The 14,022-nt window shown below is 64.9% G+C and carries 15 protein-coding genes; 4 read left to right on the top strand and 11 right to left on the bottom strand.

Annotation, left to right across the window (positions count from 1 at the left end; all coding sequences use genetic code 11):
* Positions 1 to 108 precede the first annotated feature (108 nt).
* Complete coding sequence (locus tag BGI01S_RS18495) at positions 109 to 999, top strand: alpha/beta fold hydrolase (RefSeq protein WP_042327428.1); 891 nt, start codon at positions 109 to 111, stop codon at positions 997 to 999.
* Positions 1,000 to 1,061: 62 nt separating this feature from the next.
* On the opposite strand, the gene BGI01S_RS18500 is transcribed toward BGI01S_RS18495, so the two are convergent.
* The gene (locus BGI01S_RS18500; protein ID WP_042327429.1) at positions 1,062 to 1,535 is read right to left on the bottom strand and encodes an Lrp/AsnC family transcriptional regulator; all 474 of its coding nucleotides are present in this window, start codon (positions 1,533 to 1,535) and stop codon (positions 1,062 to 1,064) included.
* Positions 1,536 to 1,649: 114 nt separating this feature from the next.
* Here BGI01S_RS18500 and BGI01S_RS18505 point away from each other — a divergent pair, with 114 nt between their 5' ends.
* Entirely contained in the window at positions 1,650 to 2,549 is a 900-nt protein-coding gene (locus tag BGI01S_RS18505; protein WP_042327430.1) for a DMT family transporter, read from the top strand.
* Positions 2,550 to 2,868: 319 nt separating this feature from the next.
* On the opposite strand, the gene BGI01S_RS18510 is transcribed toward BGI01S_RS18505, so the two are convergent.
* The 6 genes from BGI01S_RS18510 to BGI01S_RS18535 all read right to left on the bottom strand — a co-directional run bounded on the left by BGI01S_RS18510 (position 2,869) and on the right by BGI01S_RS18535 (position 7,016).
* The gene (locus BGI01S_RS18510; protein ID WP_042327432.1) at positions 2,869 to 3,789 is read right to left on the bottom strand and encodes an MBL fold metallo-hydrolase; all 921 of its coding nucleotides are present in this window, start codon (positions 3,787 to 3,789) and stop codon (positions 2,869 to 2,871) included.
* The gene (locus tag BGI01S_RS18515; RefSeq protein ID WP_042327433.1) at positions 3,786 to 4,259 is read right to left on the bottom strand and encodes a MaoC family dehydratase; all 474 of its coding nucleotides are present in this window, start codon (positions 4,257 to 4,259) and stop codon (positions 3,786 to 3,788) included. The genes BGI01S_RS18510 and BGI01S_RS18515 overlap by 4 nt, the downstream gene beginning before the upstream one ends.
* Entirely contained in the window at positions 4,256 to 4,498 is a 243-nt protein-coding gene (locus BGI01S_RS18520) for a DUF1289 domain-containing protein (RefSeq protein ID WP_042327434.1), read from the bottom strand. The genes BGI01S_RS18515 and BGI01S_RS18520 overlap by 4 nt, the downstream gene beginning before the upstream one ends.
* Positions 4,499 to 4,502: 4 nt before the next feature.
* Complete coding sequence (locus tag BGI01S_RS18525; RefSeq protein ID WP_042327435.1) at positions 4,503 to 5,024, bottom strand: YbaK/EbsC family protein; 522 nt, start codon at positions 5,022 to 5,024, stop codon at positions 4,503 to 4,505.
* Positions 5,025 to 5,076: 52 nt separating this feature from the next.
* Positions 5,077 to 6,003 carry a hydroxymethylglutaryl-CoA lyase gene (locus BGI01S_RS18530; RefSeq protein ID WP_042327437.1) on the bottom strand — a complete coding sequence of 309 codons (927 nt, stop codon included), beginning with the start codon at positions 6,001 to 6,003 and terminating at the stop codon, positions 5,077 to 5,079.
* A gap of 71 nt (positions 6,004 to 6,074) precedes the next feature.
* The gene (locus BGI01S_RS18535) at positions 6,075 to 7,016 is read right to left on the bottom strand and encodes a 2-hydroxyacid dehydrogenase (protein WP_042327439.1); all 942 of its coding nucleotides are present in this window, start codon (positions 7,014 to 7,016) and stop codon (positions 6,075 to 6,077) included.
* A gap of 325 nt (positions 7,017 to 7,341) precedes the next feature.
* On the opposite strand from BGI01S_RS18535, the gene BGI01S_RS18540 reads away from it, so the two are divergent.
* Together BGI01S_RS18540 and BGI01S_RS18545 are read left to right on the top strand one after the other, a co-directional pair.
* Positions 7,342 to 7,944 carry an RBBP9/YdeN family alpha/beta hydrolase gene (locus BGI01S_RS18540; protein WP_042327440.1) on the top strand — a complete coding sequence of 201 codons (603 nt, stop codon included), beginning with the start codon at positions 7,342 to 7,344 and terminating at the stop codon, positions 7,942 to 7,944.
* A 124-nt stretch (positions 7,945 to 8,068) separates the two neighbouring features.
* Positions 8,069 to 9,094 (top strand): sulfate ABC transporter substrate-binding protein, encoded by a 1,026-nt coding sequence (locus tag BGI01S_RS18545; RefSeq protein WP_042327442.1) that lies wholly within the window; start codon positions 8,069 to 8,071, stop codon positions 9,092 to 9,094.
* Between the two features lie 96 nt (positions 9,095 to 9,190).
* On the opposite strand, the gene bioB is transcribed toward BGI01S_RS18545, so the two are convergent.
* Genes bioB through bioA form a run of 4 tightly spaced genes read right to left on the bottom strand, consistent with a single transcriptional unit; the run spans position 9,191 to position 13,600 of the window.
* Positions 9,191 to 10,279 (bottom strand): biotin synthase BioB, encoded by a 1,089-nt coding sequence (bioB, locus tag BGI01S_RS18550; protein ID WP_042327443.1) that lies wholly within the window; start codon positions 10,277 to 10,279, stop codon positions 9,191 to 9,193.
* Positions 10,280 to 10,317: 38 nt separating this feature from the next.
* On the bottom strand, positions 10,318 to 11,058 hold the full coding sequence (gene bioD, locus BGI01S_RS18555; RefSeq protein ID WP_042327445.1) for a dethiobiotin synthase: 741 nt from the start codon (positions 11,056 to 11,058) through the stop codon (positions 10,318 to 10,320).
* Entirely contained in the window at positions 11,055 to 12,239 is a 1,185-nt protein-coding gene (gene bioF / locus BGI01S_RS18560) for an 8-amino-7-oxononanoate synthase (RefSeq protein WP_042327446.1), read from the bottom strand. The genes bioD and bioF overlap by 4 nt, the downstream gene beginning before the upstream one ends.
* Entirely contained in the window at positions 12,239 to 13,600 is a 1,362-nt protein-coding gene (bioA, locus tag BGI01S_RS18565; RefSeq protein WP_042327448.1) for an adenosylmethionine--8-amino-7-oxononanoate transaminase, read from the bottom strand. Before bioA ends, bioF begins: the two co-directional genes overlap by 1 nt.
* Between the last annotated feature and the right edge of the window lie 422 nt (positions 13,601 to 14,022).

The raw sequence follows: 14,022 nt of genomic DNA on the forward strand, positions 1-14,022 counted from the left end.
TTGGAAGGAGTATTCAGGTTTTATGTTTGCGTGGTTTATCCCACCCCTCGCGGACACATTGGCCTTCTACAATGCAGTCACTCACAAATGATAAAAGAGAGAGACGCCATGGCCTTCGAGAGTTTCACGCCCTTTCGCGTCGCCGTGGGCGATGTCGATATTTTCGGAGTGAAGGGCGGAGCAGGTCCGCCTCTGCTGCTGCTTCACGGCCATCCGCAGTCACATCTGATCTGGCAGCGCTGCGCCACGCAACTCGCCGAACACTTCACCGTCATCGCGACCGATCTGCGGGGTTACGGCGCGTCGGGCAAACCGCCGAGCGACGCGACGCACACGCCGTATTCCAAACGCACGATGGCCGCCGACCAGGTCGCAGTAATGCGTCACTTCGGCTTCGAAAAATTCCTCGTGTGCGCACACGATCGCGGCGCGCGCGTCGCTCATCGGATGGCGCTCGATCATCCCGATGCGGTCGAGCGTCTGATGCTCCTCGACATCGCGCCGACGCTCGCGATGTACGAAGCCACCGACCGCACGTTCGCGACGCACTACTTCCACTGGTTCTTCCTGATCCAGCCGGAGCCGTTGCCGGAGACGCTGATCGGCGCGAACCCGGCCGCCTATGTCGATGCGGTGATGGGTGGCCGTCACGCGGGTCTTGCGCCGTTCGAGCCCGCCGCGCTCGATGCGTACCGCGCGGCGCTCGCGCAACCGGGCGCGGTGCACGCGATGTGCGAGGACTATCGCGCGTCGGCGAGCATCGACCTCGAACATGATCGTGCGGACATCGAGCGGGGCAACAAGATCGGCTGTCCGCTGCGCGTGTTGTGGGGCGACAAGGGCGTGATCGAGAAGTGCTTCGACGCGCTCGCCGAATGGCGTCACGTGGCGCGCGACGTGAGCGGCCGCACGCTGTCGTGCGGGCATTACATCCCCGAAGAGGCGCCGGACGAACTGGTCGCCGAGATGCTGTCGTTCTTCGAAGCCGTTGAACGGTAGTCGCCAGCATCAAAGGAAGCTGGCGCCGGCGTCGTGGCGAGCCCGGCCGCGCGCATTGATGCCTAACCGAGCGGCGGCAGGCGGCGCGCGACCGGTGTCGACTTGACGATTGCGGTGCTGGTCTCCGCGCGCTCGGTGACCTTCGACAGAATCTCGTCGAGCTGCTCGATCGAATGCAGCACGAGGCGGCAGATGAAGCAATCGTCGCCCGTCACCTTGTCGCATTCGACGAACTCCGGAATGCGCCGGATCACGTCCTCCACCAGATGCAACTGACCCGGCAAGGGCTTCACGCGCACGATCGCCTGCAGCGTAAAGCCGAGCGCGCGCGGATCGATCTGCACCGTGAAGCGCTCGATCACGCCTTGCGCTTCGAGCCGCCGGATGCGCTCCGCGGTGCTCGGCGCCGACAGTCCCACGCCGCGCGCCAGTTCGCTGACCGGCTGGCGCGCGTCCTGCGCGAGCGCGGCGAGCAGCGCGCGGTCGGTGTCGTCGAGCGAGGTGGACGGCGCGGACGCGGCAAGGCGTTTGGTCATGATGGCCTTCGACTATTAGGTGGGCTCGCGCAAGAGCCTAAGTTTAGCCATGTATTCGTGCGATCGGATTAATTACACTGCTCATCATGCAGGAATCAATTCGAGGATCGAATCATGGCGTCAAACGAAATTCGCCGCGGGGCCGCCGAGATGAGCATGGCGATGCTGATGTCCGGCACCATCGGCTGGCTGGTGGTGTCGTCGCAGCAAAGTCCGTTCAACGTGGTGTTTTTCCGCTGTATCTTCGGCGGCGCGACGCTGGCGCTCGTTTGCGCCGTGCTCGGGCTCTTCAGGCGCAAGCTGTTCTCGTGGAAAATGTTCGGCCTCGCGCTGCTCGGCGGCGCGGCGATCGTGATCAACTGGGTATTGCTGTTCGCCGCGTATTCGCGCGCGTCGATCTCGATGGCGACGGCCGTCTATAACACCCAGCCCTTCATGCTGGTCGCGCTCGGCGCGCTGGTGTTTCGCGAGCGCATCAGCGCGTCGGCGATCGCGTGGCTGGTGGTCGCATTCATCGGCCTCGTGTTCGTCGTGAAGGTCGAGCCGGCGGTGCTTGCGGTGCCGGGCCAATACCTCGTCGGCGTTGCTTATGCGGTGGGCGCGGCGGCGATGTACGCGGTGTCGTCGATCATCACGAAACGGCTCAAGGGCACGCCGCCGCATCTGATCGCGTTGATTCAGGTGTCGCTCGGGGTCGTGATGCTCGCACCGTTCGTGCGCTTCGATGCGCTGCCGACGAGCGGCGCGCAGTGGTTCGAACTGGTCGTGCTCGGCGTGGTCAACACGGGCCTCATGTACGTGCTGTTGTACGGCGCGATCCAGAAACTGCCGACTTCGATGACCGGCGCGTTGTCGTTCATCTATCCGGTGGTGGCGATCATCGTCGATCGGGTCGCGTTCGGGCAGACGCTCGCATGGATTCAGGTGCTCGGCGCGGTGCTGATCCTGCTGGCCGCGGCGGGGGTGAATCTCGGCTGGCGGATCGTGCCGCAGAAGCGGCTTTCGTCGACATGATCGTCGCGGCGGTTATTCCGCGAGCGGCAATGCTACGGATTCCGGAATAAAAACACAGTGTCAATGTTCATATGAGCAGGCCAATAACGCGTAAGCCATGACAGTATGGGCTTTCGTCGCGAGAGCTGTAGGCGGCTTTAAAAGCAGCGTCAAACTTCTGTAGGGAAATCACCGATGCGGTGAAAAAACCGCGACGCGTATCATTCATAGCGACGCTGATCACGTCCGACAGAATTTCCGCCGCTCGTCTTGATGGTCGAGCGGCTTTCTTTTTGTGGCGACGGTTTTGCGTGCGATCCCGCTGACGTGGGCGCTAAAGTCAGCGCTGACGCGCGACGATGCGCGTGCCGTCCGTCTGCAACGGCCCATTCTTCGCGGCCAATTCCCCAACGAGATCCTTCACCAGCGCCGGCCATTCGGCGCGCGGCTTGAGCATGGACGCGGCGGCGTGCATCACGGCGGCGTCGTCGAGCATTTGCAGCAGCGTGTCGAAGCTCATCGCGCGGACTTCGAGCAGCTTGAACACAATCAGCACTTTCAGCGCATTCCTCGCGTTGCGCGCGGGATCGGCACGCAACCACGCGACGCGCGACAAGGCCCGTTCAAGCGCCTGGTCGACATTCGTGAACGGCGCGCCGTGGCCGGGGATCACGACGCGCACGTCCAGTTCCGCGATCGCGTCGAGCACGGCCTGTTCTTCGGCGAATCCGCTTTCACGTTCCAGCTCCGGAAAGATCACCCCGAAGCCGTTTTCCCACAACGCGTCCGCGCTGATCAGGATGCGTTCGTCCGCGCAGTACAGCATCAGCGAATGCGGATCGTGACCGGGCGCGCCGAGCACTTCCCAATCGAGCGCGCCGAGCCGCAAGTGCGCGCCTGGCGCGAGCGTCTCCGTGAAGGTGAAACGCTCGCAGATCTGACCCGTCGCGCGAAAGGTGAGACGCGCTTCGTCCCAGGCGCGCACGGCATCGGCTTCGGACGCGGGGATCGTCGTGCGGCACGGCCACGTCGCCTGCAACAGCGCGTTGCCGCCGCAGTGGTCCGAATGCAGATGCGTGTTGACGATCAGATCGAGCGGCCGCGCCCCGAGCGCTTGCTGCACGAGCGCGACGGTCTGCGGCGCGTGCGTCGCATAGCCGGTATCGACGAGCGCGGCGCACGTCTCATCGACCAGCAGCACGTTGTTCGACGAAAGCCAGCCGCGTTCGAATACGCGGATCGATTCGGGCAGCGCGATCATGACGCGGAACTCCGCGCTTGCGCCTGCGCGGACGCTTCGGGCTTCGGCATCACGAGTATGGTCGAGCTGCCGATCAACACCGTCTCGCCGCGCTGATTCACGACCGAGCCTTCGAGATGAGTTAGGTCGCCATTAAGGCTCGGCTTCCAGTAAGCGTCGCGCACGCGCCAGCGGATGGTCAGCGTGTCGTTCGCATGCACCGCCTTCTTCAGCTTGATATCGAATTCGAGGCCGAGCGGTTGCGCGTAGGTCGAGAAATGCGTCGCCAGCAGCGCCATGAAATGCGCGGTCGGCTGCGTGCCCGACGCGATCAAACCACCGAAGCGGCTTTGCGCGGCATAGGCGTCGTCGTGATGCAGCGGGTTGAGGTCGTTGACGAGCGTGGCGAACGATTTCACCGAGTCCGCCGACAACGCGAGTGTCGAGCTGAACGTCTCGCCGATCGCGACGATGCGCGGTGCACTGGTCATGGTTTCGCTCTGGTGGTCTGTGCATTTGCCTTGCTCGCCATGAAACGCGCGTGACGAAGCTCGATCGCGTCCCACACCGCGCGCTTCTCGGCGTCGCCGAAGAGCGACCAGCCGGCGATTTCGTCGATGGTGCGCAGACACCCTTCGCACCAGCCGGTCGTCGCATCCATCCTGCACACGTTGATGCAGGGCGACAGCACGGCGCCGTGTTCGTCTTCGTGATCGAGCCTCGTCGTCATCGGATCAGGCCGTCTCGCGCAGCGCCACGTCCACGACCGGCGCGCCTGTCAACGCGATCAATTCCTGCGCCGTCAGATTGAACACCGCGTGCGGATGACCGGCGGCGGCCCACAGGCTGTCGAGCGCGAGCAGGTCGGCGTCGATCAGCGTGACCGGCTCGGTCGCGTGGCCGATCGGACAGACGCCGCCGATCGCATAGCCGGTTTTTTCGCGGACGAACTTCGCGTCCGCGCGGCCGATCTGGCCGACCTGCTCGGCCACTTTCTTTTCATCGACGCGATTCGCGCCGCTCGCGACCACCAGCACCGGCGCGTCGTCGTCGCGACGGCGAAACAGGATCGACTTGGCGATCTGCGCGACCGAGCAGCCGAGTCCGGCAGCGGCTTCGGCGGAGGTCTTGCCAGTTTCGGGCAGCATCACGACGCGGCCCGCATGACCGCGTTCGCGCAGCAACAGCGCGACGCGGCGCGCCGAATCGGGCAGCGCGGTGAGATCGTCGGATTCGGGAGACACGGGGTCGATCATCGTTTCAGGTCCTGATTGATGGATGAATGTTTCAGGTGAACTACGAAAGCGCTCACACGCAGTTGGCCGCTTCGCTGCGCGCCTTCGCGAGCAGCGCCTTGCCGGCGCGCGAGACGTTGGGCTTGCCGATCGACGTCGAAATGAAATCGCCGATCGCGACGACTTGCGCGAGGTCGATGCCGGTCTCGATGCCAAGGCCGTTCATCAGATACAGCACGTCCTCGGTCGCGACGTTGCCGGTCGCGCCCTTCGCATACGGGCAGCCGCCGAGCCCCGCGACCGACGCGTGATAGATCTCGATGCCTTCCTGCAACGCCGCGTAGATGTTCGCGAGCGCCTGGCCATAGGTGTCGTGGAAGTGGCCCGACAGACGTTCGCGTGGAAACACCCGCGTCACCGCTTCGAACACTTCGCGGGTGCGCTTCGGTGTGCCGACGCCGATCGTGTCGGCGATGTCGATCTCGTCGCAGCCGAGCGCCGAGAAACGTTCGACGACGTCGACCACCGACGCGACCGGCACCTCGCCCTGATACGGACAGCCGAGCGCGCACGACACGCTGCCGCGAATCCGCACGCCATGCTGTTTCGCGGCCTCGGCGACTGGCGCGAAGCGGTCGATGCTTTCCGCGATGCTGCAATTGATGTTCTTCTGCGAGAACGCTTCGCTCGCGGCGCCGAAGATCACGATCTCGTCGGCACGCGCGGCGAGCGCGCCTTCGAAGCCGCGCAGATTCGGCGTCAGCACCGAATAGATGGTGCCCGCGCGGCGTTCGATGCCGGCCATCACGTCGGCGCCGTCGGCCATCTGCGGCACCCATTTCGGCGACACGAACGAGGCCGCCTCGACATTGCGAAAACCCGCCGCGGACAGGCGGTTGATCAGCTCGATCTTGGTCGCGGTGGGCACGAATTCTTTTTCGTTCTGCAGCCCGTCGCGCGGACCGACTTCGACGATTTTCACTTGCTGGGGTAGGGCCATGATCTGTCTCCTGCCGCGCGAGGCGGCGCTCCTTCGATTCAACTCAGTGCAATTCGATGCGGTGCGTACCGTCAGTATCCGCGTTCGAGATTCACCACGCCGCTCACGCTATCCCCGCGCATCAGCGCTTCGATCTTGCGCGCGACCTGCTCGACGCTGTCCTCGCGCAACGTCAGCGCGGAGATGTGCGGCGTGATCGTGATGCGCGGTTCCTGCCAGAACGGATGATCGGGCGGCAACGGTTCTTCGCGGAACACGTCGAGCGTGGCGGCGGCGAGCTGGCCGCTCGCGAGTGCTTCGAGCAGATCCGCTTCGACCAAATGGCCGCCGCGCGCCACGTTGATCAGATACGCGCCGCGCGCGAGCTTCGCGAAGGTGCGCGCGTTCAGCACGTCGCGGGTATCCGGCGTATGCGGCAGCAGATTCACCAGCACCTTCACGCCGTCGAGAAACGCGTCGAACTGCGCGTCGCCCGCGAACGTGGCGATGCCGTCGATCTGCCGCGCGCTGCGGCTGTAGCCGCGCACCGGCATGCCGAAGCCGGCCACGGTTTGCGCCACCTGCGCGCCGAGCACGCCGAGGCCGAGCACGCCGACCGTGAAGGTTTCGCGCGGATGCGGATCGAGCACGTGCCAGCAGCGTTCGTTTTGCAGCGTGTGATATTCGTCGAAGCGGCGCAGATAACGCAGTACCGCGTGCGTCACGTATTCGGCCATCTGCGAACCCATGCCGGTGTCTTCGAGGCGGATCAACTGCGCGTTGCGTGGCAACGTGCCGGGCTGTTCGTGTTCGAGCGCGAGGATCGCATCGACGCCCGCGCCGAGATTGAAGATGGCGCGCAGATCGTCGCGGCCGGCCAGCATCTCGCGCGGCGGACGCCACACGACCGCGAAATCGGCCGGCGCGGTGTCGCCTGGTTGCCACTCGCGCAGGTCGGCCTCGGGCAACGCGCGTGCGAAGTCGTGCAACCACGCGGCGGCGTCGGCATGCGGCATGTAGAAGAGGATTTTCATACGATCCGCGAGGCGCGTGCGTGGTCGGGCCGGGTCACGGACAAGTCACGCCGCGATGGCTGCTGCGCTTCTGACGACGCTTGCTGCATGAGGTCTCCTCCGTTATGGATAGGCCTCATTCTACTTTTTCGACGCGCATCGCGCGCGTTTGCGCACGGACGTGCGGTGGCGCTTGCGCGTGCCCGGTCGCTCAGGCGCGATAGGCAACGCGTTTCACGCGTACGCGCCGCACAGTTGCCCCATAACCAAAGCACAAAAACTTGGTTCGTCCGTCCGGGTCGCGGCGCGACAATGACTCCCCGGATTCCCGCAGCGAGGCACCTACATGCTTTCTTGCACCAAATCGACGTGGCCGCCGCGGCTCGTCACCGTTCCCGGCCTGCACGGCAGCGAGGGCGCGCACTGGCAAACGTGGCTGGAGCGGCAATTCGCGCGCTCGTTGCGGGTCGAGCAGGCTGACTGGGATGCGCCGGACATCGCGCGCTGGTCGACGTCGCTGCGCGATCTGCTCGCGCGCGAGCGTGGCCCGTTCGTGCTGGCTGCGCACAGCTTCGGCTGCCTGGCGACCGCCCATGCGTTGCAGCAGGCGTCGTATGCGAACGACGTCGTCGGCGTGCTGTTCGTCGCGCCCGCGAGCCCGCAGAAATTCGCGTTCGCGGGACCGTTCGACGCGCGGCGTCTCGGCGTGCCGTCGATCCTGATCGGCAGCGAAACCGATCCGTGGATGACGCTCGCCGGCTCGCGCGATCTCGCGCAACGTTTCGGCAGCGCGTTCGTCAATCTCGGCGACGCGGGGCATATCAACACGGCGGCCGGTTTCGGCCCGTGGCCGCGCGCCAAGTATTTCGTCGATACGCTCGTCCATTGCGCGGCGCCGTTGCGCTTTCGCGAAGAGGTGTCCGAAGTCGCCCAGCACGCGTTCGTGTGAACGCTTCGGCCGGCGCGCGGCAACGTGGCGCGCCGCTCGCCCGGTAAGCGATCCGTTAGAATCCCGCTTCACGCCGCACGCTCGTGCGGCCACGGAATTTCATCATCGACAGGCGGGGACAAGCATGGCAGGCAAGACGGGGACATCGCGCTGGCTGGCAGCCGGCGCGACGGTAATCACGCTCGCGCTGGGCAGCGTATCAACGGCGCACGCCGACACATCGTTGCTCAACGTGTCATACGACGTGACGCGCGAGCTGTACAAGGACATTAACGCGGGCTTCATCGCCGCGTACAAGCAGAAGAGCGGCGAGACCGTGTCGGTGCGCCAGTCGCACGGCGCGTCGAGCGCGCAGGCGCTGTCGGTGCTGCAAGGCTTGCAGGCCGACGTCGTGACGATGAACCAGCCGAACGACATCGACCTGCTTGCGGAGAAGGGCCAACTGGTGCCGGCCAACTGGCGCGCGCGCCTGCCGGACGACAGCGCGCCGTACACCACGACGATGGTGTTCCTCGTGCGCAAGGGCAACCCGAAGCACATCAAGGACTGGGACGATCTCGCAAAGCCCGGCGTGCAGGCGGTGATCGCCAATCCGAAGACGTCGGGCAACGGACGCTATTCGTATCTCGCCGCGTGGGGTTTTCGCAAGCAGCACGGCGGCACCGACGCGCAGGCGCTCGACTTCGTGAAGGCGATCTTCCGCAACGTGCCGGTGCTCGATACGGGCGGCCGGGGAGCGACGACGACGTTCACGCAACGCGGTATCGGCGACGTGCTGGTGACGTTCGAAAACGAAGTATCGTTGATTAGCTCCGGTGTGGGCGACGGCAATTTCGAAGCGGTGTATCCGTCGGTGAGCCTGCTGGCGGCGCCGCCGGTGTCGATCGTCGACAAGGTGGTCGACAAGCGCGGCACGCGCAAAGAGGCGCAGGCGTATCTCGACTATCTGTGGTCGCCGGCCGCGCAGGAAATCATCGCGCAGCACCATCTGCGTCCGCGTGACAAGAACGTGCTCGCCAGGCACGCGGCGGAGTTCAAGCCGATCAAGACGTTCACGGTGGAAGAGATGTTCGGCAGCTGGCAGAAAGCGCAGCAAACGCATTTCTCCGATGGCGGGACGTTCGATCAGATCATCGTGGACCGGAAGTAATTCGCTGACTCGATGTTAAAAAAGCCCGCCTGTTTCGCAACAGGCGGGCTTTTTTCATTGTGTGCGCTTCATAGAGCTGCGCATCATCTCAACCGCTCAATTCGGCGCCGCATGCTTATCGCAGCCATGCTCGCAGCCGCTCTGATCCAACGGCATCTGCTGCGCGGCTTCCGCGCGAATACCCAGACGCTCCAGCAGTTTGCGATCGGCTTCCGCTTGCGGGTTGCTCGTGGTCAGCAACTGGTCGCCGTAGAAAATCGAATTCGCACCGGCGAGGAAGCACAGCGCTTGCAACGCCTCGTCCATCTGTTCGCGACCCGCCGACAGACGCACCATCGCCTTCGGCATCGTGATGCGCGCAATCGCGATCGTGCGCACGAATTCGAACGGGTCGATCGCTTCGGTGCCGGTCAGCGGCGTGCCTTCCACCTGCACCAGGTTGTTGATGGGCACCGATTCCGGATACGGCTCCATATTCGCCAGTTGCGCAATCAGCCCGGCGCGCTCACGACGCGATTCACCCAGTCCGACGATCCCGCCGCAGCACACGTTGATGCCCGCGTCGCGCACGCGTTCGAGCGTGTCGAGCCGGTCCTGATACGTGCGCGTCGAAATGATCTGGCCGTAGAACTCCGGCGACGTGTCGAGGTTGTGGTTGTAGTAGTCGAGGCCCGCTTCGCGCAGCGCCTGTGCCTGGTGCGTTTCGAGCATACCGAGCGTCACGCAGGTTTCGAGGCCCATCGCCTTCACGCCGCGAATCATGTCCTTGATCGGTTCGAGGTGACGATCCTTCGGATTGCGCCACGCGGCGCCCATGCAGAAGCGTGTCGCGCCGTTGTCTTTCGCGACCTTCGCGGCGGCGAGCACTTCGTCGACCGGCATCAGCTTGTCGGCGGGCAGGCCCGTGTCGTGATGCACCGACTGCGGACAGTACGCGCAGTCTTCCTCGCAGCCGCCGGTCTTGATCGATAGCAGCGTCGACAGTTGCACGGTGTTCGCGTCGAAATGTTCGCGATGCGTTTGCTGCGCGCGGAACATCAGATCGTTGAACGGCAGTTCGTACAGCGCGACGATGTCGGCGACGCGCCAGCGCGCGACTTGCTTCGCGCCGTCGGCGGCGGGGTTGGCGTTGGGGTTTGCAGTGGCCGCTTCGGCGGACGTCGGCGTGATGTTCAGTTGCGTCATGGGGTCGATCCTCGTGGATGGATAGATGTGATGTGAGATCAGCGCTGCGCGTGACGCAGCGTCTGCAAAAGCCGGTTGATGTCGAGTTGATCCGCCGCGAGTTCGGGCGAAGCCGGACTCAGATGCGGCACGATGCCGAGCAGCGGCGCGTTGTGCTCGCGCGCAAGATGCTCTCGGATCGATGCGATGTTTTCATCGGGGAACGTCATGTCCGGATCGACGCGATTGGCGACCCAGCCGGCGAGCGTCAGACCGCGCGCGGCGATCGCTTCGGCAGTCAGCAGCGCGTGACTGATGCAGCCGAGGCGCATGCCGACCACCAGCACGACCGGCAGCTTCAGCGCAACGGCGAGATCGGCGGTGTCCTGAGTCGCGGTCAGCGGCACGCGAAAGCCGCCGACGCCTTCCACGACGACGATCTCCGCGCGCTGCACCGCTTGCGCATGGCACGCGACAATGTGATCGAGGTCGAGCGCGACGTTCTCCAGCGCGGCCGCGATATGCGGTGCGGCCGGTTCCTTCAGCAGATACGGCGTGCGCATCTCGGGCGGCAGCAGCACGTTCGACGCGGCGTCGAGTTGATCCGCATCCTCGTTATGCAGCACGCCGTTCAGTTCGAATGCGCCGGCGGCGATCGGCTTCATCGCGGCCGCTTGCAGGCCTTCGCGCACGAAGCCGCGCAATAGCGCCGCGGAAACGAACGTCTTGCCGATTTCCGTATCGGTGCCGGTGACGAACAGCGACAGCGCTGGCTCCGTGGTATTCAGCGCGTCGCTCATGCCGCTTGTGCTCCGAGTTGTTGCAGGCCCGCTTCGAGCCGGTCGAGGTCGTCATGCGAGTGCGCGGCCGACAGCGAAATGCGCAAACGCGAGGTGCCGGCGGGAACGGTCGGCGGACGGATCGCCGGCACCCACAATCCTGCGCGATCGAGCGTCGCCGCGATGTCGAGCGTCGCGTCGTTCGCGCCGATGATGAGCGGCTGCACGGCGGTGTGCGAATCGACCGGAATCCACGGCGTCGCCTTCAGCATGCTCCGCGTGCGTTCGATCAATTGCTGAAGATGAGCGCGTCGCGCATCGCCTTCATCGCCTCCGATTATGCGCAAGCTCGCCGACACCGCATGCGCGGCGGCCGGCACCGATGCCGTCGTGAAGATATACGGACGCGCTCGCTGCACGAGCCATTCGATCACGGTCGCGTGCGCCGCGACGAACGCGCCCGAGACACCCGCGGCCTTGCCGAGCGTGCCAATCGAAATCAGATTCGGCGAGCGCAGTGCGGCCTGCGCTATCGCGCCACGGCCTTGCGGACCGAGCACGCCGAAGCCGTGCGCATCGTCGACGATCAGCCACGCGCCGTGTCGTTCCGCGAGTTCGAGCAGACGCGGTAACGGCGCGATATCGCCGTCCATGCTGAACACGGTATCGGAGACGATCACCTTCACGTTCGCGTCCGACGCGTCGAGCATCGCGCTCAACGCGTCCATATCGCAGTGCGGATAGATCTGCACATCGGCCCGTGACAGACGCGCGCCGTCGATCAGCGACGCGTGATTCAGCGCGTCGGAGAAGAGCGTCGTGCCGCGGCCCGCGAGCGCGGTGAGCGTCGCGAGATTCGCCATGTAGCCGGTGCTGAAGTAAAGCGCGCGCGGGTTGTCGACGAAGCCGCCGGTGAATGCCGCGAGGTCGTCTTCGAGTTGCGCATGCGCGCGCGAGTGGCCGCCGAGCAGATGTGAACCGCCGCTGCCGGCGCCGTAACGGCGCGCGCCTTCGGCGATTGCGTCGATCAGCTGCGGATGCGCGGCGAGGCCGAGATAGTCGTTGCTGGCGAAGCCGATCATCGCGCGGCCGTCGACCGTCATATGCGCGGCGCACGGCGTGTCGGCGGTGCGCCGGCGACGGCGCAGGCCGCGTTCGTCGAGTTCCTTGAGCCCTTCGGTGAGCGTGTCGAGCAGGTGCATCAGCGGGCCTCCGCGAGCGTGGCGTCGAAGGTTTCGCGCGTGCGCGATGCGAGCAGCGCGAGTTCTTCGTCGTCGAGAATGTAAGGGGGCATCAGATACACCGTGTTCCCGATTGGGCGCAGCAGCAGTTCGCGCTGCAACGCGTTTTCGAAGAAGCGGCGCGAGAAAGTTTTGGCATGCTGAGCGTCGTCGATCACCGCGTCGAACGCGAAGATCGTGCCGCACTGACGCAGGTTGCGCACCTGCTCGTGTTCGGCAAGCGGCGCAAGCGCGGCTTTCAGTTGCGCGGACTTGCGTGCGTTGACGGCGAGCACGTCGTCGCTTGCGAACAGATCGAGCGTGGCGAGCGCCGCGCGGCACGCGAGCGGATTGCCGGTGTACGAATGCGAATGCAGGAAGCCGCGCGCGGTGTCGTCGTGATAGAAGGCGGCGAAGATTTCATCGCGCGACAACACGATCGACAGCGGCAGATAACCGCCGCTAATGCCCTTCGACAGACACAGAAAGTCCGGCCAGATGCCGGCTTGCTCGCACGCGAAGAAGGTGCCGGTGCGGCCGCAGCCGACGGCGATTTCATCGGCGATCAGATGCACGCCATACTGATCGCACAGCGCGCGCAGTCCCGCGAGATACGACGCGTCGTGCATCGCCATGCCGGCCGCGCATTGCACGAGCGGCTCGACGATCAACGCGGCGATGCGCGCGGCACGCGCTTCGAATAGCGAGCGAACGTGATCGAGCGCGCGGCGCGTGACATCGGCGGCGGTCTCGTCAGGTTGCGCGAGACGCGCGTCAGGAGAGGCGACGACGTGGGCGTGGCGAATCAGCGGATCGTAGGCGTCCTTGAAGAGCGCGACGTCGGTGACGCCAAGCGCGCCGATGGTTTCGCCGTGATAGCTGTTGGCAATGCAGACGAATTCCTGCTTGTCCGCGAAGCCGCGATTGCGCCACGTGTGGAAGCTCATCTTCAACGCGATCTCGACGGCGGAAGCACCGTCCGATGCGAAGAACGCGTGGCCGAGCGTGTTGCCGGTGAGTGCGCTCAGGCGCTCCGCGAGTTCGATGGCGGGCTCGTGCGTGCAGCCCGCGAGCATCGCGTGTTCGAGCGTGTCGAGCTGATCTTTCAACGCGGCGTTGATGCGCGGGTTCGCGTGGCCGAACAGGTTGACCCACCAGGAACTGATCGCGTCGAGATAGCGATGGCCGGCGCGATCGTAGAGCCACGCGCCTTGACCACGCGCGACGGGTACGAGCGGCAGGCGCTCGTGGTGCTTCATCTGGGTGCAGGGGTGCCATACGGCACGCAGGCTGCGGGCGACCCAGTCTTCGGGGGCGACTGGCGATACTGCTGATTTTTCCAAAACGGTACTCCAAGGTGCTTTTTTGCTGCTGCTCGGCGGGCTTTTTAGAGCTTTTTCGGGCACGCGGCGCGGCTTTTTTCCGGCGCTGCGCGCGGCCCTGGCGAGCGTGCGGGGTCGAGATTAGCTGTTTATTTCGCGCTGCGCACCAGGGGCGAAAAAGGTGTTTTTGCTTTTGCCGGCGGGGTTTGGCGCTGTTCGGTGCAGGAGATTTGCGTTCGTCGCGGAAGGTCGCCAATCGGCGGAGTTGACGACGGCAAAGTAGTTGGGGGGTGGTGGGTGGGGAATCGGGGTTTGGGCTGCGGGCGCCTGGTTGTCTGGGGTTCTTTGGGGTGTTGGCCTTTCCTTGATTTGGCGGTGGTCTGTTAGCGTTGCCTCTGCGCGGGGCGGCACCTACGTTCTTTGCTTGCCGCAAAGAAAGTAGG

Origin of the sequence: Paraburkholderia ginsengisoli NBRC 100965, assembly GCF_000739735.1 — a bacterium.
GTDB lineage: Bacteria > Pseudomonadota > Gammaproteobacteria > Burkholderiales > Burkholderiaceae > Paraburkholderia > Paraburkholderia ginsengisoli.